The organism is Stenotrophomonas sp. GD04145 (genome assembly GCF_029835135.1).
GTDB lineage: Bacteria > Pseudomonadota > Gammaproteobacteria > Xanthomonadales > Xanthomonadaceae > Stenotrophomonas > Stenotrophomonas maltophilia_P.
In genome coordinates this window covers 127318-144199 of record NZ_JAODZG010000001.1, presented here as the reverse complement: position 1 = coordinate 144199, position 16882 = coordinate 127318, and the positions used below count along the sequence as shown (strand labels likewise).

16 protein-coding genes are annotated in these 16882 nt (G+C 60.9%); 11 read left to right on the top strand and 5 right to left on the bottom strand.

From position 1 onward, the window contains the following. Positions 1–19: 19 nt before the first annotated feature. Positions 20–1978 carry an FTR1 family protein gene (locus N7367_RS00645; RefSeq protein ID WP_021201907.1) on the bottom strand — a complete coding sequence of 653 codons (1959 nt, stop codon included), beginning with the start codon at positions 1976–1978 and terminating at the stop codon, positions 20–22. A gap of 90 nt (positions 1979–2068) precedes the next feature. Between N7367_RS00645 and N7367_RS00640 the strand changes: the two genes are divergently transcribed. The 3 genes from N7367_RS00640 to N7367_RS00630 are packed head-to-tail and all read left to right on the top strand — an operon-like array spanning position 2069 to position 6768. Then, positions 2069–2482 (top strand): helix-turn-helix domain-containing protein, encoded by a 414-nt coding sequence (locus N7367_RS00640; protein ID WP_012480230.1) that lies wholly within the window; start codon positions 2069–2071, stop codon positions 2480–2482. Continuing rightward, positions 2479–3750, top strand: a complete 1272-nt coding sequence (locus N7367_RS00635) for a site-specific integrase (protein ID WP_005413373.1) — start codon at positions 2479–2481, stop codon at positions 3748–3750. Before N7367_RS00640 ends, N7367_RS00635 begins: the two co-directional genes overlap by 4 nt. 24 nt (positions 3751–3774) lie before the next feature. After that, positions 3775–6768: a Tn3 family transposase gene (locus tag N7367_RS00630; RefSeq protein ID WP_154350815.1), complete on the top strand. Its 2994-nt coding sequence runs from the start codon at positions 3775–3777 to the stop codon at positions 6766–6768. A 43-nt stretch (positions 6769–6811) separates the two neighbouring features. Here the strand turns inward: N7367_RS00630 and N7367_RS00625 are convergent, their stop codons facing one another. Beyond that, positions 6812–7090, bottom strand: coding sequence for a hypothetical protein (locus tag N7367_RS00625; protein WP_141653546.1), 279 nt, complete (start codon positions 7088–7090; stop codon positions 6812–6814). Positions 7091–7184: 94 nt separating this feature from the next. On the opposite strand from N7367_RS00625, the gene N7367_RS00620 reads away from it, so the two are divergent. Then, positions 7185–7430, top strand: a complete 246-nt coding sequence (locus N7367_RS00620) for a helix-turn-helix transcriptional regulator (RefSeq protein ID WP_072167019.1) — start codon at positions 7185–7187, stop codon at positions 7428–7430. A 968-nt stretch (positions 7431–8398) separates the two neighbouring features. On the opposite strand, the gene N7367_RS00615 is transcribed toward N7367_RS00620, so the two are convergent. Continuing rightward, a complete protein-coding gene (locus N7367_RS00615) occupies positions 8399–9307 on the bottom strand; it encodes a DMT family transporter (RefSeq protein ID WP_072167021.1) in 909 nt (302 codons plus the stop codon). A gap of 97 nt (positions 9308–9404) precedes the next feature. Between N7367_RS00615 and N7367_RS00610 the strand changes: the two genes are divergently transcribed. From N7367_RS00610 to N7367_RS00590, 5 genes are all read left to right on the top strand, one after another. Continuing rightward, the gene (locus tag N7367_RS00610) at positions 9405–10208 is read left to right on the top strand and encodes a helix-turn-helix transcriptional regulator (protein ID WP_043033503.1); all 804 of its coding nucleotides are present in this window, start codon (positions 9405–9407) and stop codon (positions 10206–10208) included. A gap of 151 nt (positions 10209–10359) precedes the next feature. Further along, positions 10360–10650, top strand: coding sequence for a hypothetical protein (locus tag N7367_RS00605; protein WP_049402761.1), 291 nt, complete (start codon positions 10360–10362; stop codon positions 10648–10650). A gap of 519 nt (positions 10651–11169) precedes the next feature. Beyond that, a complete protein-coding gene (locus N7367_RS00600; RefSeq protein ID WP_033836000.1) occupies positions 11170–11679 on the top strand; it encodes a lactoylglutathione lyase family protein in 510 nt (169 codons plus the stop codon). 177 nt (positions 11680–11856) lie between these two features. Then, entirely contained in the window at positions 11857–12315 is a 459-nt protein-coding gene (locus N7367_RS00595; RefSeq protein WP_229298441.1) for a hypothetical protein, read from the top strand. A gap of 120 nt (positions 12316–12435) precedes the next feature. After that, positions 12436–13554 (top strand): NADH:flavin oxidoreductase/NADH oxidase, encoded by a 1119-nt coding sequence (locus N7367_RS00590; protein WP_049402762.1) that lies wholly within the window; start codon positions 12436–12438, stop codon positions 13552–13554. A gap of 215 nt (positions 13555–13769) precedes the next feature. On the opposite strand, the gene N7367_RS00585 is transcribed toward N7367_RS00590, so the two are convergent. Further along, the gene (locus N7367_RS00585) at positions 13770–14123 is read right to left on the bottom strand and encodes a hypothetical protein (RefSeq protein ID WP_043033501.1); all 354 of its coding nucleotides are present in this window, start codon (positions 14121–14123) and stop codon (positions 13770–13772) included. 26 nt (positions 14124–14149) lie between these two features. Here N7367_RS00585 and N7367_RS00580 point away from each other — a divergent pair, with 26 nt between their 5' ends. Together N7367_RS00580 and N7367_RS00575 are read left to right on the top strand one after the other, a co-directional pair. After that, complete coding sequence (locus N7367_RS00580) at positions 14150–14485, top strand: hypothetical protein (protein ID WP_043033500.1); 336 nt, start codon at positions 14150–14152, stop codon at positions 14483–14485. A gap of 5 nt (positions 14486–14490) precedes the next feature. Then, entirely contained in the window at positions 14491–15114 is a 624-nt protein-coding gene (locus tag N7367_RS00575) for a TetR/AcrR family transcriptional regulator (RefSeq protein WP_043033616.1), read from the top strand. Positions 15115–15703: 589 nt separating this feature from the next. Here the strand turns inward: N7367_RS00575 and N7367_RS00570 are convergent. Then, entirely contained in the window at positions 15704–16732 is a 1029-nt protein-coding gene (locus N7367_RS00570) for a hypothetical protein (protein ID WP_049402763.1), read from the bottom strand. Positions 16733–16882: the final 150 nt, after the last annotated feature.

Here is a 16882-nt window from a genome sequence, read left to right as displayed (position 1 = left end):
GGTCCTCTGCTGTGTTGTTTCATTGCTTGTTTGCGCCTGGCTGTCTACGCACACCGGAACGGGCATTGGCGAGGAACCCCACGATGGCGGCGGTGCCTACCAATACCTGCGCCAGCAGCGACTGCCAGGTGGGATACAGGCCGATCCACTCGATGCGCGGCAACGCGAGCGGTGTTTGAGAGATCCAGCCCGCTTCCTGCAACGCGGCCACGCCTTTACCGATCAGGATGACCGCCATCACCGCGATGAGAATCGAGCTGATCGAAAAGAACCGGCCAATCGGCAGCCGCCTGCTCATGCGCAGCATCCAGTACGCCACCGCAGCCAACACCGCGATTCCCGCCACCAGGCCTGCGAGGATGGCGGTGGACGCCTGATCGCTCCACATCGCGATGTAGAACAAGATCGTCTCAAACACCTCGCGGTACACCGCGACAAAGGCCAGCATGAACAGGAAAACAGCCGAGCGCCGTGTCAGCGCAGTCGTCAGCTTGGCGTGCAGGTACTCCTGCCACCGCCCTGCAAGGCTCTTTTGGTGCATCCAGATGCCTACGCTGAGCAGGACAGCGGCAGCGAACAAGGCCGAGACGCCCTCAGTGACTTCCCGGTTCGCACCGCTGATATCAACAAAGTAAGTGGCCACTGCCCAGGTAGCTGCGCCTGCCAACAACGCGCAGATCCAACCCGCATGCACATACGGCAACACATCAGACCGCTCGGCTTTACGCAAGAACGCCACGATACCAATCACGATCAGCAGCGCTTCCAGTCCTTCGCGTACCAAGATGGTAAAGCTGCCTAGAAACGCGGTGCTGGCGCCTATTCGGGTGTCCTGCAGCGCCACGTCCGCGCGATCAAACAGCTGGGCAATTTGCGCTGCCTGCCCGGCAACGTCAGCCGCAGGCGCATGCTGATCCAGCTGCGCGCGGTAGCCTGCCATGGCCGTCTCGATCTCTCGCAGCAATGACGGATTGCGCGTGGCCAGCGTGGGTTCAAGCGGCTCTACACCATCCAGATAGGACGAGAGCGCAAGCTTTTTGGCTTGAGCCAGGTCCTCATCAGCGTAAGCGCGCTGGCTGGCGGCCAGTCGCTGCCGCGCCACCGCAAAGCGATCGGCTCCTGGTACCGCTTCGTTTACTGCCTGTGGCTGCGAACGCAGGTAGGCGATGATCGCGTTTGCCTGATCGGCGGGCATCGTGGTGGCAAGATCGGCCTCTCGCGTGCGTGTCAGCGCTTCGAGCGAGGGAATGTGCGTATGGGCCTCGGCACTGGTGCGCCATAACGCCTCACCTTGAGCCTTGGCTTGCGAGGAGTACCCCAAGCTGCCCACATAGAATGCCAACGCCCAGCGATCACTTTCTGACAGCCCAGAGAAGCTGACCATGCCGGTACCCGGCACACCCTGGGAAATGACCTCGTACAACGACAGCGGCGTTCGCTGCGCGGCGCGAGTGGCATCGGTGAACGCGATCGGCGGCGGACTTAACGCTTGCGCGGCGGGGCCATCACCGTGACCTGTGGGGCCGTGACAGGCCGCGCACTGCTGGCTGTAGATGGACGCGGCCTGGGAGGTCTTCGGCGCGCTCGCCGGAACAGCGCCGATCGGGTAGCGGGCCAACAGCGTCGTGCCGAGCCCGCGCGCCAACGTTGCCACTTGCGCCGGGTCGGCCTTCTCTGCCACCGCCTGGACCAGGCGGTCGGCCTGGGCCGTCAGCTCCTGCTGGTTCTGGCCACCGGGCAATGCTGCCAGCTGACTGCGCACGGCGCCGGCAAACTCGCTCATTTCGGCGTATTCGTTGGGGGCAATTACGCGACCGGCCTGGACCGCGCCGGGGTAGTCGACCGCGATGTAATCGAGCATCTGCCAGGTTTGGCGCAGGTCTGCTGCGGCAGGCTCCGCCTGAGCAGAAGCGGGCAGAACCCAGCCGATCAGCAAGGCAATCAGGCAGTAGCGAATCAAGGCGATGGGCAGTGGCATGGTCGTCACATGCAGCGCCGCGGCCGGAGTGGCGGCGGATACGGGTTCAGCGTAAAGTCCGTAGCTACTACGGAGTCAAGCGTACTACGAATGAAAATCAGTGAGGCTGCCGACGCCAGCGGATGCCACTTGGAGACGATTCGCTATTACGAGCGGATCGGGTTGCTGCCGCGCCCGGGGCGCACGGGCAACGGCTACCGGGTCTATGGCCCGGCCGACATCGAGCGGCTGCGCTTCATTGCGCGTGGCCGGGACCTGGGCTTCAGCCTGGAGGAGGTCCGCAGCCTGCTGCAGCTGGCCGGCGATGAGGAGCTTTCGTGCGGGGACGTGGACCGGTTGGCCCGCAGCCATCTGGCCGACGTGCGCGCCCGCATGGCCGACCTGCAGCGCATGGCCAGCGAGCTGGAACGGGTGATTGCCAGTTGCCATGGCGGGCAGCGGGCGGAATGCACCATCCTGTCGACGCTGCGCCAGACGACCTCGGTGGAGGCCACGCGCCAGTGACCGAACTGGACCGCTACCTCGATGCGGCCACGCGCCAGAACACGGTGCGCAGCTATGCGTCGGCGCTGCGGCACTTCGAGGTTGAATGGCAAGGCCACCTCCCAGCGACACCTGACAGCGTGGCCCGGTACCTGGCCGCTTATGCGCAGACCTTGGCGACCAGCACCCTCCGCCAACGTCTGGCGGCCATCGCCTCTTGGCACCGCGACCACGGCTTTGTCGACCCGACCCGATCGCCGCTGGTGCGCAAGGTGCTCAAAGGCATCCAGACCCTGCACCCGGGCCAGGTCAAGCAAGCCGCGCCGCTCCAGATTCGGCGGCTGGTCGAGCTCGATGACTGGCTGGCCGCGGCGATCGCTGCGGCACATGCCCGGGGCGATGGGCCGGCGGCGCTGCGCCATCAACGAGACCGAGCGCTGGTGCTGCTCGGGTTCTGGCGGGGATTCCGTGGCGATGAACTGCTGCGTCTGGACGTGGCCCATCTCACGCTGGTGCCGGGACAGGGGATGACCTGCTTCTTGCCACGCAGCAAGGGTGATCGCCAGGCAGCCGGCGTCACCTACAAGGTGCCGGCGCTGTCGCGGTTATGTCCGGTGGAGGCGACCCAGGCGTGGCTGCAGGCGGCCGACCTGCAAGAAGGGCCGGTGTTTCGGGCAGTCAACCAATGGGGCCAGGTGAGCGCCGAAGGCCTGCATCCCAACAGCTTGGTGCGCCTGCTGCGCGAGTTGCTGACCAGTGCCGGCTTTGCCGATGCGGGGCTCCACAGCAGCCATTCGTTGCGCCGCGGCTTTGCCAGCTGGGCCAACGACCAAGGCTGGGACATGAAGGCCTTGATGGAGTACGTGGGCTGGCGCGATGTGCAGTCGGCCATGCGTTACCTGGACGGGCGTGACCCGTTTGCCCGGGACCGCATTGAAGCAAGCCTGCCCAGTCCAACCGTGCCGGTACCGGCGATGGCACTGCCGGCGCCGGAGGGCAAATCGGCCCTGCAGCTGCGCCTGCGCATGGTGCTGACCCCGTTTGCTCGCACGGGCCGCGGCGCGGCCAAGGCCCGAGGCCGAATTGAAGAGATCTGCTTGGCCCCGTTCCAGGCTGTGCGCCTGAACACCGCCAGCAGCGAGTACCAGTTGACTGCTCCCACCGATCCCGAAAGGGATCTGGATGAAATCCTGGCCACGTTGCTCGATGACATGCACCGCATGGCCGATACGCACCAGTGCTTCCTGGAAGCGTCGCTCAGTACAGACGACGGCCGGCACTGGGACTGATCCCCCTCACACCCTCCGGATCCAATGGCTACCCTTCACGAGACCGCCTACCCGCGACTGAAGCCTGATCCCACCGCCAAGGAACTGGAGGAGATCTATACCCCGACCGCCGCTGAGATTGCATTCGCCAAGCAGCTGACCACCCAGCCGGGTCCGCAGCTGGCGGTACTGATTCATCTCAAGCTCTTCCAACGCTTGGGCTACTTCACGCTGTTGGCCGACGTACCCGAGCGGATCCGGAAGCACATCGCCAAGGCCGCCCGACTCGGGCGCGTATTGGACACCGACCAGCTCGAACGCTACGACGCTTCCGGCAGCCAGCGCCGGCATATGCCGCAGCTTCGGCAATTCATCGGGGTACGTCCCCTGGATAAATCGGGCTTGGCTTGGCTGGACACAGTGGCCACCGGAGCAGCCCAGACCAAGCACACCATCCCGGACATCGTGAACGTCCTGCTCGAAGAGCTGGTGCACCATCGCTACGAACTGCCCGGTTTCCGCACTCTGGAGCTGGCCGCCATCGGCGCCCGTGAGCGGGTCAATCTGGGCTACTACCGCAGCATCAGCCACGCGCTGACGCCTGCCACGCGCACGCTCATCGACGAACTGCTGCGCGCACCGGAAGGGTCCAGGTTCACCGGCTGGCAATCACTCAAGCGCGAGCCCGGCCGGCCCACCAACAAGGAAGTTCGGTTCTACCTGCAGCACATCCGCATGCTGCAGCAGTTGGCCGACCAGCTGCCTCCCATCGATGTGCCGGTGCCCAAGCTCAAGCAGTTCCGTGCAATGGCTCGGGCCTATGACGCCAGCGAGCTGGCCGAACTGGCTCCGGACAAGCGCTATGCGCTGGCCACCATCTTCATTCGCGCCCAGCATGCCAAGACACTGGATGATGCAGCCGAGTTGTTCATCAAGCAGGTGCGCGGGCTGGAGAACACGGCCCAGCAGAAATTGCTGGCCTACCAGCTCGAACATGCCAAACGGGCCGACTTCCTCATCGGCCAGCTCAAGGAAATCCTGCAGGCCTATCAGCTAGACGGCAGCGATAGTCAGCGCGTGGATGCCATCGACAACAGCCTGGAAGCGGAAGTGTCGACCTTGCTGGCCGAATGCGAAGAACATATGGCCTACGCCGGGAAGAACTACCTGCCTTTCATGCTGCAGCCCTATGGCGCGGTCAGGCCGCTGCTGTTCAATGGGCTGGAGCTGATGAAACTTCGGGCGACCAGCCACGACGCCGGCATGGAGCCGCTGATCGCAGCGGTGCTCTCGCTGCGCAACCAGCGCCGTGAGCTGATCGAGGTCGCCTCCCTCGGTTTGGACCCGGAAAAGGACTTTGACTGGATGTCCAAGCTCTGGTGTCAGCACGTGTTCGGCAAGCGGGCCAGTGCAGCCGGCGCCGGCTGGATGCACCGTAAGTACTTCGAGCTGGCCGTGCTGGTGCAGGTCAAGGACGAACTGAAGTCCGGAGATCTCTTCATTCCCAGCAGCGAACGGTTTGATGACTACCGTGAGCAGCTGGTCGATGAAGCCACCTTGGCCCAGGAACTGGAAGCCTACGGCCAGGTGTCAGGCCTGCCCACCGACGCCGAGTCTTTCGTGGCGGGATTACGTGCACAACTGACCTCCCTGGCCGATGAGGTCGACGCGCGTTTCCCGGAGAACGTACATGCGGACATCCTGGATGGGCGCCTGGTGCTGCGGAAGGGGCAACGCGCCGAAGTCTCCAGCGCGATTACCACGGTGGATCGCCTCATCGCCGAACGGCTTCCAGAATCCAGCATCGTCGATGTCCTGATCGATGCCAGCCAATGGCTGGATCTGCACCGTTTCTTCCGCCCGATCGCCGGCACCGAGAGCCAGGTCGAAGATCTGCCCCGACGTGTGATCACCACGCTATTCTGCTATGGCTGCAACCTGGGGCCGACGCAGACGGCGCGGTCGATCAAGGGCTTCAGCCGGCGCCAAGTCGCTTGGCTCAACCTGAAATACGTGACCGAGGATGTGCTTGAGAAGGCCATCGTGGAGGTCATCAATACCTACAACAAATTCGACCTGCCTGGCTATTGGGGCAGCGGCAAGAGCGCATCAGCTGATGGCACGAAGTGGAGCGTCTACGAGGACAACCTGCTGTCGGAGTATCACATCCGCTACGGCGGCTACGGTGGCATCGGCTACTACCACGTGTCCGACAAATACGTAGCGCCGTTCAGCCACGTCATTCCCTGTGGCGTGCACGAGGGCATCTACATCCTCGACGGTCTGTTGGCCAACACTTCCGACATCCAGCCTGAGATCGTCCATGGCGACACGCAGGCCCAAAGCTATCCGGTCTTCGGCCTGGCCCACATGCTGGGCATCCAGCTGATGCCCCGGATCCGGAACATCAAGGACCTGACATTCTTTCGGCCCGAACCGGGTAGGGCTTATAAGAACATCCAGGCACTGTTCGGGGACAGCATCGACTGGCAACTGATCGCCACCCATCTCCACGACATGCTGCGGGTGGTGATCTCAATCCGATTGGGCAAGATCACCGCGTCCTCGATCCTGCGCCGGCTGGGCACCTACAGCCGGAAGAACAAGCTGTACTTCGCCTTCCGGGAACTTGGCAAGGCCGTTCGAACGCTGTTCTTGCTGCGCTACATTGATGACAATGAGATCCGCAAAACGATCCATGCTGCCACCAACAAGAGCGAGGAATACAACGGCTTCGTGAAATGGGTGTTCTTTGGCAGCCAGGGGATCATTGCTGAGAACGTCCAACACGAGCAGCGCAAGATCATCAAGTACAGCCAGCTGGTGGCCAACATGATCATCCTCCACAACGTGGAAGGCATGAGCCGGACCTTGGCCGAGATGAGGAAGGAGGGGATTGAACTGACGCCCGAGATCCTGGCCGGCCTGTCGCCTTATCGGACCAGCCACATCAATCGCTTCGGCGACTACCACCTGGATCTTGAAAGGGAAGTGGCGCCGCTGAGCTACACAGCCAAGGTGCTTGAACAGACCCCATAGATGGGGAGAACCTGATCGAGAGACGAGCAATCAACTTTGAAATTCAGTCGCTTAGGCAGCTTTTGGCCCTGTACGTAATGATTCCCTGCCGACCCTCTTCAAGGTTCATCCCAGCGACTGCCCAGTTGAAGGCCGCTCTTTCGTGGGCATTGAGTTCCGGGTCGATAGCGTCAATTGACTGCCGGTATTGCTGCTGGGTTCCATTCGTAACCATCTTCTTGTCTGTCGGACCGCTGCAGGCAGCTAGCAGTGCTGATGCTGCCAGGATCAGTGTTGCTCTGCTTCTGGCCGCGGTGATGAAGCGGTATGGCTGTTCGCTCATGCGTCCCCCTGTCAATGAAGAAGACAGAATATCGGGTTTTTAGATATCGGAGAACTGGATATAGCTTTCTAGGCCGCTCAGCCAAGGCGCGGTCGTGTCGAAGTCCATCCATCGAAAAGAGTACGCTGCCCTCATTGACGCTGTTCGCGAGGCGCGGCTAGCTGCCGGTCTGACCCAGGCCCAGGTGTCCAGCATGCTGGGCCGCAGCCAGTCATTCATCAGCGACGTCGAAACAGGCAAGAGAAGGGTTGATGTGGTGGAGCTGAGAGATATCGCCCGCCTGACAGGCCTTTCGCTGGGCAAGTTGATCACAAACTTTGAGAAGCGAATCAAAGACTAAAGCCCCTTAGGGTGTAGCGGTAGGTTCGCGCTTCTTGCCGGCCGGTCGGGACCAGGCGCACACGCCAGTGACAGACGGCCAACCGGATGGAAGGGGCACGCCCTGCCGGAAATCCGTGACGTAGATCGGCCTCGGCGTGCCGGGTCGAAACTTTAGGCTGTTTTGTGGAACCGTGGGGTCTGAACCCTCGTGTAGATCCGGGTGAAGCGACGTCTTTACAGTTGTTGATGTGAAGACATTTCTCCGGCCCACTCCACAGCAGCTCCACAGGTCGCTAAAGCGAACCCCTAAATGCCTCCGATGGGCTTGTCGCGGGGCCTATACCCTTTCGGCGCGACTGTCTGACGTGGAGGATTGCGCCCTACACAAGCTTCGAGACGCAAAGGCTATCGCTTGGCGGCGGCAGCGCAAGATGCGCAGCTGGGCCGCGAAGCATCCCCGGTTCCTACTGTTAGCCTTTCCGCTTTGGGGTGATCCCCGGTCATTCGCTGAGTTACCGAAACAGAAGCTTTGGCCGCGCATTCTTGGCGTTTTCGCGCTTGTTAGCCCCCATCATCGATGCGCTACAAGCCGATCCAGGAAGTGGCCAGTCACTAGTTCAATGGGCAGAAGTTGCTGGCGTATCCTCTCGGACTCCTGCAAGACGCTGGGTTGCCGCTACTGGCCTGGGATGTTGTGAGTGGCGCCAGAGGCTGAAGCTTGCTGCGTCCCTCCCTCTCCTCCAGAGCGACTGCAAAGTTGGTGATGTTGCCAAGCGGCTGGGCTATAGCGGCCCCTCCCCTTTTATTGCAATGTTTCGCCGACTAACCGGCATGTGCCCAACTCAGCTGAAGAGCGCTGTCTAGATGCAACTTCACCTTGAGGAGAGGGCCCTTTGAACCTGGCTAGCCGAAGAAGCGTTCCCCGAACAAGGAGAACGGGCCTCAAGCGGCCCGTTTTCATTTGAACTGCAGCTATGCAATTGTCTTTCAGCGCTTGGTCGAGGTGTCATCCACGACCATGACCTCGTCAGGCTTCTTGCGAGCTGCGTACTCCGCCAGTACCACACCAAATACTGCCATCAAACCGCCACCCACGACCCAGGTGCTCAGAGACTCTTTGAGGACCACCACCGCAAGCAATGCAGTGACGATCGGGACGAGATTGAAGAACCCGGCCACGCGAGCAGAGCCCAGCCGATGCAGGCCGGTCATCCATGCCAACGGTGCCATGATCGAAGCGCCGATTGCTGCGAATGCAATGCAGCCGATGGCTGCGCCACCCTGGACGCCAGTGCCTGCGACAAGGAAAAGAGGTAGCAGCAGGATCGTTGCAGACATGGCTTGAAGAAACAGGGATTCGATCAGCGTTACGGGAATGCGCCACTTGTGCATCAGCAAATTGTAGGTGGCAAAAGCCAAAGCGCCCAGCAGCATCAGGGCGTCACCTTTGTTGATTCCATGGGAAACCAAGGCTTCAAAGTCACCATGGGACACTACCGCTATCACCCCAACCAAGGAGATGATCGAACCAATCACTGCGCCACCGCGGACTGCGTGACCCATGAAGATGCGCGACAAGGCAAGAGCGATCAACGGGATGAGTGCCTGGATAACGCCCATGTTGGTCGCAGAAGTGAAATGTGCGGCGTAGTACGCCAGGCATTGGAACATGACACCGCCCAAAGCACCGAGCACGAGGAAGCGTGCCCAATTGGCTTTCAGGACCGCTAGGTTCGACTTCAGGCGCGGCAGGGCGAATGGGAGCAAGATGATGGCCGCAGCAAGCCATCGCCAGAAGCTAATATCGACCGGGCCGACGGACCCTGCAGCGAGCTTTGTAACGATGGTGTTGGCGCCCCAGAGAAGGCAGGCCAGGAGGGGGAGCAGGTAGTACATGGCATCCTCAGATACTGGATATCAACAGCCAGTAGCGTAGACTTGGCGGAATTTCGTTACATCCATAATTTGCGCCAATCTTCATCTTGAATGCGACATGGCAATGGACCCCGTCCCCTCGTTCAGCTCCATCCCTGGAGACATCTACGTTCGGCAAGGGACTTTGCCTCCCTCCGACTGGGATGCTCGTGTGCATCCGTGGGGGCAGTTCAACTATGTTGCGCAGGGTGTCATGGAGTTACAGGTAGGCGAGGACTGGATGGTGTCCCCTACCCACTATGCGATATGGATTCCGCCTGGTGTTCACCACTCATCCCGAAACCGTGGTGCGGTTGCTTATCGATCCGCATACCTTTCGGTCGGCGCGTCGGCGCAGATGCCCAGCATTCCGACTGCGTTAGCGGTTAGCTCGTTGCTTAGGGAGATCTTGGACGAACTGGCCCGTCGTGACATCGGCGAGGCCGTTAAGCCAGAAGACCGGCGACTCTCCGCGGTCGCCCTTGACCTGATTCTGGCCGCGCCGGTGATGTCGAGCTTCCTGCCGCTGGCCAGCGGTGACGTGCTAAAGCGGATTCTGAGCTATGCCGAGACCTCCCTTCAGGACTCTCCGTCGGCACTTGAGGTCGCAGAGCGCCACCACATTAGTGTTCGATCACTTGAGCGCTTGGCAAAGCGCGAGCTAGGGATGGGGTTCGGAGAGTGGCGCAGTCGGCTTCGTTTTCTGAGGGCAATTGATGCCTTGGGTTCAGACCGATCAATTACGCAGATTGCAGACGATCTGGGCTATGCAAACTCAACGTCTTTCAGTGAGATGTTCAAGCGACACTCTGGCCGGACCCCAGACCAGTATAGAAGGGGCCTCAGTCCGCTCCAGCGAGAGGTGGAGCCCTCCTCCCGCTGAATCGAGGCAGGCCTCGAAGCTGTTGGGTCAACCATTTAGCTGGCCCAGACAGTGGCCATTCGGATCGATGGATCATCCAGAGGGTGTCAACCACCGGAGATCCACAGTCAACCACCTCAATTGCGTCTTGCCGAGCGAAGGATTCACGGGCGTGTCGCGGAATGACAGTGAATCCCAGCCCGAGCGATACCGGCTCAAGGATGAGCGCAACCTGATTGGTGAAGCCGTGTATAGGAAGCGCGCGTACGCCTGGATTTCCTGGGAACTTGCGGGCGAGAAGGCGGGTGGCCATAGCCTGGCCATCTGGATGATCAACGAAACCCAACTTTTGAAGATCCGCCCAGCTGTCCGCGCAGGCACCTCTCGGAACTACCAGCTCAAGCGCCTCCTCGGTGAAGGGCTCAGCCCGCAGCCGAGGGTCATCCGGCCGAAGTGCAAGTAGACCCACCTCGTACTTCTTCTCCAGTACCGCCGATAGGATTTCTGGGTCCGGCGAGAAGCGATGACGAATGATCAAGCCGGGATGGGTGCGCTGGAAGTCCAGCAACACCGGGTAAAGAGCAAGGCCAACACTCCCGGGGGTTATCAGCGCAAACTCCCCCTGATCGCTGTCCGCGCTCGCGAGCTTGGCTTGAAGCCGGCGATCGGCCGAATCCATCTCTTGGCAGTACTGCAATAGAGCCATTCCCGCCGGCGTCAGCTCAATAAATCGTGGTCTGCGCAGAAACAGGGCACCCAGCTGTTGCTCAAGATGACGTACATGCTGACTGACCGCAGCCTGGGTGAGCTGCAGCTGGCCTGCGGCCCTGGTAAAGCTCCCGACCTCTGCGATAGCCCGAAAGGATCGGAGCCAATGCTCATTCAGCATAAGAATATTTTATCAATCTGATAAAAATGGATCAGATCATGGTTGAGTTGCAGGGTCTAATCTTGCGGCTACCCCTCTCTTCAGTGGTGTGCCGTGCCTGCCCTACCCCCTCCCTACCCTCGCGCCTTCTCCCACATCGGCCTGTCTGTTACCGATCTCGATGCCGCGGTTTCCTTCTATACAGAAGTCTTGGGCTGGTACCTCGTCATGCCGCCGACCAGGATTGCTGAAGACGAAAGCGCAATTGGCGTGATGTGCACGGATGTGTTTGGGCCTGGATGGGGCAGCTTCCGCATTGCACATCTATCCACTGGTGACCGGGTTGGAGTCGAAATCTTCCAGTTCAATAACGCCGAGCGTCCCGCGAACAACTTCGAGTACTGGAAGTCGGGCGTCTTCCACTTCTGTATTCAGGATCCGGACGTTGAAGGCCTGGCCGCTCGGATTGTGGCAGCTGGTGGAAAGCAGCGAATGCCGGTTCGAGAGTACTTCCCAGGGGAGAAGCCCTATCGGATGGTTTACATGGAGGATCCGCTGGGCAACATCCTGGAGATCTACAGCCACAGCTACGAGCTTACGTATTCAGCTGGCGCGTACGTCTAGCTCCACGCACACCCTCAGCCAGCTTTCGACTGCCAGGCAGTCCTCGCCAAACTGAGACACGACGGTACGGAGCAAGTGTCTCGGCTGTAGAAGTCAGAGGTCTGCAAGTTAGAAGCTGGCGAACGTAATTTTAACGATTCATCGGCGAGCCGCGCCGCTAGCCCTAAGGAGCATATGATGAAAATGAACGGCATTCGTTGGCCGGAAGGCTACCTTCCTGGTTACACCGAAAACTTTGTCTCGAATGAGCTGATCGTCCTCGGCCTTGCCGCAGCTGATGTTTGGCCGTTGCTTGAAGAGCCACGTCTGTGGCCGACCTACTACGGAAATTCAGCCAATGTGCGCTTCCACGATGGCGCCGGCCCTCTGTTGCGAAACGGGGATCGATTCTACTTTGAAACCTTTGGCTTCCCGTGGAGGCTCAATGCGTCGAGCATGAGGCTCCTACCTCCGAGGGTCCGGGCCGGATCGCTTGGCATGGCTGGGCCGGTGAGCCCGGGTCTGCCGATCGACTTGACGTTCATCATGCGTGGATTGTCGAAGACCTTGATGGTGGCCGAGTGCGGATCCTCACGCAGGAGACGCAGAAGGGACAGCCTGCAGAAGCCCTGCGTCTGGCCAAGCCGAATCCAATGATCAATGGTCACCAGGATTGGCTGGACGGCCTGGTGGAAGCAGCTCGAGCCGCCAAGTCAACGTCCTAAGCCGGAGTAAATCCCCGTGCTTGCTCCTCTTGCTCTCCCCAAAGCCCCGTTTATGTCTGCCCTGTTTAGCCCATTCGAGCTCAAAGGTGTCACTCTTAAGAATCGTATCGCGGTGCCGCCCATGTGCCAGTACAGTGCGGAGGACGGCCGTATCAACGATTGGCATCTCAGCCACTATGCCGCGCTTGCGCGCGGAGGCGCTGGGCTCGTGATTGTCGAGGCTACCGCCGTGTCTCCGGAAGGACGCATCACCCCGGGATGTGCTGGCCTGTGGGGTGATGAGCAAATTCCAGGAATGGCAGCCATCGCTTCTGCCATCAAGCAAGGCGGTGCCGTAGCTGGCATCCAGATCGGCCACGCAGGGCGCAAGGCTAGTGCAAATCGGCCATGGCAAGGCGATGACCACATCGCAGCCGATGATCCCGCAGGATGGGCGATCCTTGGTCCCTCGCCGATCGCCTTTGGCGGCTCGCTCGATAGAGTTCCCAACGAGATGACGGTTGAGGACATTCATCGCGTTCAAGCGGATTTCGTCGCTGCAGCCAAGCGTGCGCTTGCTGCAGGATTTGAATGGCTGGAGCTTCACTTCGCTCATGGCTATCTGGCGCAGAGCTTCTTCAGCCCCGACAGCAACAAGCGGGAGGATCGCTACGGTGGCAGTGCGGAGAACAGAGCACGCTTCCTGCTGGAGACATTGGCGGCCGTCCGTAAGGTTTGGCCCGAGCATCTGCCGCTGACCGCGCGCTTTGGAGTTGTGGAGTACAACTCGCGCGATGGCCAAGCACTGGTCGACTCCATTGAGATTGGCAAAGAAATGCGAGAGTTGGGGCTTGATCTGCTCAACGTGAGCATTGGCTTCAGTGCTCTTGGTGGCCGCGTCCCATGGGGTACACAGGCGTTCCTGGCACCCCTTGCTGAGCGATTTGCTAATGAAACTGGGCTTCCGGTGGCCACAGGTTGGTGCATCGATGATCCACAGACTGCCGAGCGCGTTGTAGCGGACTGTCAGGTTGACCTAGTGATGATCGGGCGGGCCCACCTATCCAATCCGCACTATCCGTACCAAATGGCCATTGCGCTTGGCCAGGAGCTCCCAGCCAGCGTGCTACCCACGCCTTACAGCTATTGGCTGAGCAGATACAAAGGCCCGGGCAAGGCGTCGGCTCAATAGGAGCGAGCCAGCCCCCTCCTCCATCGAGCAATAGGGGCAAATGATCTGGCTCCCATCGAGAATCCCTAACGCCATTGCAAGCTGCTACCCCGCCTCAACACAGGCGGGGACAGGCACCATTAAAGTTGCTCCGCCTTGTCCGCCAGGGGTCACCGAAGCGGCTGCGTGAGCGAGACGGGATGGGAGGTCTGACTAGGCGCCGAAGAAGACTCGAGCTAGCGAGAGGCACTTGGCCGACGCTGCCTTGCCGGCATGCTCAAGCGCGAGCGCTCCGCCGCCGACAAGATGACCATCAGCACAAAGGGGTTGGCTACCTGAATCATGACTACGGACGTCTCTGAGATTGCACCTTGCAGCAGGAGAATCATCGGAATAGTGAGTAGGGCATGGAACAACACTCCCGCACCAACCAAAAGGGCTAGTGCTCGATAGCTCATACGACCCGCGCCAAAGGATGTGTAGATCATCCAAGCGCAGAGGGGGATGAAGATGATGATCGCAGTTAGCGTTCCCGCGCCGTAGCCGACCCCGAGAATCAGCGGGATCACGTGGAAGACAACGTTGATCATGATGATGCTGTAGATCGCATAGCCCCTTGAGCCAGGGCAAGGCTGGAAAGATTGAAGGCGGCGATCGCCTGCCCTGGGTGAAGACGCGTGGTGAGGACAACTACGCGATCTCAGAGCAAATCGGCTGGCAGGTCCATGTCTATGGACGAGCCAGTACTGAACTAAAGGGCTGGTGCGACAGCCGCGGCATGGCTCTTCGCGAGTTTACCTGGCACGAAGAACATGGCCGCGCTGGACGTCAGCAGGACGCTGTCTACGTTCTGCGGCCTGACACTTGGGTGGGATTGGCACAGCCAACGCAGTCCCTAGACGAGCTGCAGCGCTATTGGGATTCCCGCATGGGCAAGAGATTGAGCACGTGAGCGAGATGCAACCTAAGTGGAGTCGTCGCAAGGAGGCGCGGCCGCTCGAGATTGTAGACGCTGCGGTAGATGTTTTCCTTGAGAACGGCTTTGCTGCCGCAAAGCTCTCTGATATCGCGAAGCGCGCACGAGTCGCGAAGGGCACGATCTACCTCTACTTTGAAACCAAGGAAGAGCTGTTTCGAGCCGCAGCGCGCCAGTTGATCTCCACAAATCTGGAAGGCCTTGAGACGGCACAGGCGACCTTCGACGGGTCGATTGAGGAGCTAATCCCGACGCTCCTCCAGCGAGCGGTCTCATCAGGTGGCGATGCCCGCTTGTCTGCAGCATTGCGAATGGTGCTATCGGAGAGCCGAATGTTTCCTGAGCTTGCGAGGATCTGGCATGACGAAGTTGCATCTCGCATGATCCGGCTGGTGGCAAGCGCTGTCGAGCGGGCGCAGGCCAAGGGGACCGTCCGCGCCGGCGACTCAAATCTCATGGCCTTTTCAATCATGGCTCCGATCGTAATGGGTGTGCTGTTCCACGAGCTGTTCGGGACCTCGAGTCCGCATGCACCTGCGCTGGACAAACTTGCGTCCCAGCATGCTTCAATGATCCTTCATGGCATCACTGTGGATGCGATGTAAGCCGCCCTCACGGAGTTGTTAAGGGTTAGGCCACATCTATCCCTCCATGATTGAGATCAGTTGTCCTAGCCCTGCGACTTCGAGGGTGATCGTCTGCCGGCCAGAAGCAGATTCAGCGCGGCACAATCCTAGCCAGCGCATGCGCCCAAGGCATTGCTACTTGAAGGATGGGCAGCCATTGGCAAGCCACCAGCAGGCTACCGTCCTTCGTCGCCCCATGCGCACCGTCACGCAGTTCGAGCAGGGCATCCGGCCCGGGTTAGTCGTCCATCCCGCTGCAGACGATCAGGTCGAAACGACCCGTCGGCCACTCCTGCAGTTTCTGGGCGCAGGCCGCCGGAAGCGATAGAACGTTGAGTGTCGGTCCGAGGGCTGGCGCACCTCGTAGCCGCTGCCTCGATATCCCCCCGAGAACCGCTGGCCGAACGCAAGCGTCAGCGCCTCCACGCTCAGCACCACGTTCCAGATCCTTCGTGGCCCCACTTGCCGCTTCGCTTCCTGCGTTACGACGGCCAGCGCAACGGCCCCGATGACCGCGGACTGGTACCGGAGTTCAGGCACCACTCGCCGAGCTCCCGCGCGCCTGCGATCAGACGAAGACCTCATCGAGCAGGTCCCGCAGCGCGCCGTTCAGCCTCGGGTCGCCCTGTCCCTGCAAGGACAGGTACAGCGACAACGGGTCCACGACGGTGCCCGCGCCACCCAGGCGGGTGGAGTACGCCCAATGCTGCACGTCTGCATAGCCCTCGCCGGCCACGGGAAACCATTCCGGCTCCGGATGCCGACGGAAGCAGTCTCGTCCGATCGCAGCGATCGGACGCGATGGCGCCGCCAGTTCGGTGAGAACGGACAGGCCGGTTTCTCCCGCAGCACGACAATGATCGGCCAGCAGCATGTCCAAGCCACTTTTGCCGATGCAAGTGGTGCGCAGCACCGGCGAGCGCAGCCGCGGCAGCGCGACCGCCCACAAGGAGCGGCGCGCTTTCAAGAACCGTAGCTTCGTCTCCCGCCCCTCGCGCTGGGCGCTGACGAGGTTAGCCGCCACCAGTTCACGGGCGACCCGCGAGGCAGTCATGCGTGAGTAGCCTGCCTCGCGCGCCAGGTCGAGCGGCACCCACGGGACGCTGCCAGGGATGCCGCGCTCCTCCAAGTCGGGCCGCAACAGGGCCGCGATCAGAACCGCTTGTGCCGGATGGCTCAACCGCTCCCCAGCGGATGTGAGCACCCTTGGAGACGAATCGCGCTCGCGTAAGCTCATCAGGAAGCTCGGAGCGAACAGTTGGCTACCAGGCACAACGAAATCCACCCGAGACTCGATGAGCTTGGAGCGAATGTAGGGCGAAACGCCGGAGAGCACGAGAATGACCCTCAAGCCGGCCTTTTCCGCCAATCGATGCACCTGCGCGATCAGCCGCAAAGGTGGCAACGGTTCCGTCTGCGCCGGGACGGTGGCCAGCAGCACCCTGTGGCCGAGCAGGTCAAGCTCGGCCAGGCCGAATAGGGTGGCGAGGAAGTGGGGTAAGCCGCGCGTCTTGGAGCTGGGCCAGGGCTCGAGCTCACCGACCATGTCGGGTAGTAGACCCTGAAGATAGCGGGCTGCGGCGTCGAGGTCGTTCATAGCAGCGAATGTAACGGAGGTTCTTTACCGTAACAAGGCGCGGTGACAGTGAAACTGCTCTGTTACAGTCCAGTGCACCAGGCCCCTGCTACATCGCCAGGCGAGTTCCCCCGTTCAGACGCCAGCTACTCCCTCCGACTCCGCACGATT

Coding starts and splice junctions, on each gene's coding strand:
- N7367_RS00645 (WP_021201907.1), bottom strand. CDS start 1,978: ATGCCACTGCCCATCGCCTTGATTCGCTACTGCCTGATTGCCTTGCTG.
- N7367_RS00640 (WP_012480230.1), top strand. CDS start 2,069: ATGAAAATCAGTGAGGCTGCCGACGCCAGCGGATGCCACTTGGAGACG.
- N7367_RS00630 (WP_154350815.1), top strand. CDS start 3,775: ATGGCTACCCTTCACGAGACCGCCTACCCGCGACTGAAGCCTGATCCC.
- N7367_RS00625 (WP_141653546.1), bottom strand. CDS start 7,090: ATGAGCGAACAGCCATACCGCTTCATCACCGCGGCCAGAAGCAGAGCA.
- N7367_RS00615 (WP_072167021.1), bottom strand. CDS start 9,307: ATGTACTACCTGCTCCCCCTCCTGGCCTGCCTTCTCTGGGGCGCCAAC.
- N7367_RS00610 (WP_043033503.1), top strand. CDS start 9,405: ATGGCAATGGACCCCGTCCCCTCGTTCAGCTCCATCCCTGGAGACATC.
- N7367_RS00595 (WP_229298441.1), top strand. CDS start 11,857: ATGAAAATGAACGGCATTCGTTGGCCGGAAGGCTACCTTCCTGGTTAC.
- N7367_RS00590 (WP_049402762.1), top strand. CDS start 12,436: ATGTCTGCCCTGTTTAGCCCATTCGAGCTCAAAGGTGTCACTCTTAAG.
- N7367_RS00585 (WP_043033501.1), bottom strand. CDS start 14,123: ATGATCAACGTTGTCTTCCACGTGATCCCGCTGATTCTCGGGGTCGGC.
- N7367_RS00575 (WP_043033616.1), top strand. CDS start 14,491: ATGCAACCTAAGTGGAGTCGTCGCAAGGAGGCGCGGCCGCTCGAGATT.
- N7367_RS00570 (WP_049402763.1), bottom strand. CDS start 16,732: ATGAACGACCTCGACGCCGCAGCCCGCTATCTTCAGGGTCTACTACCC.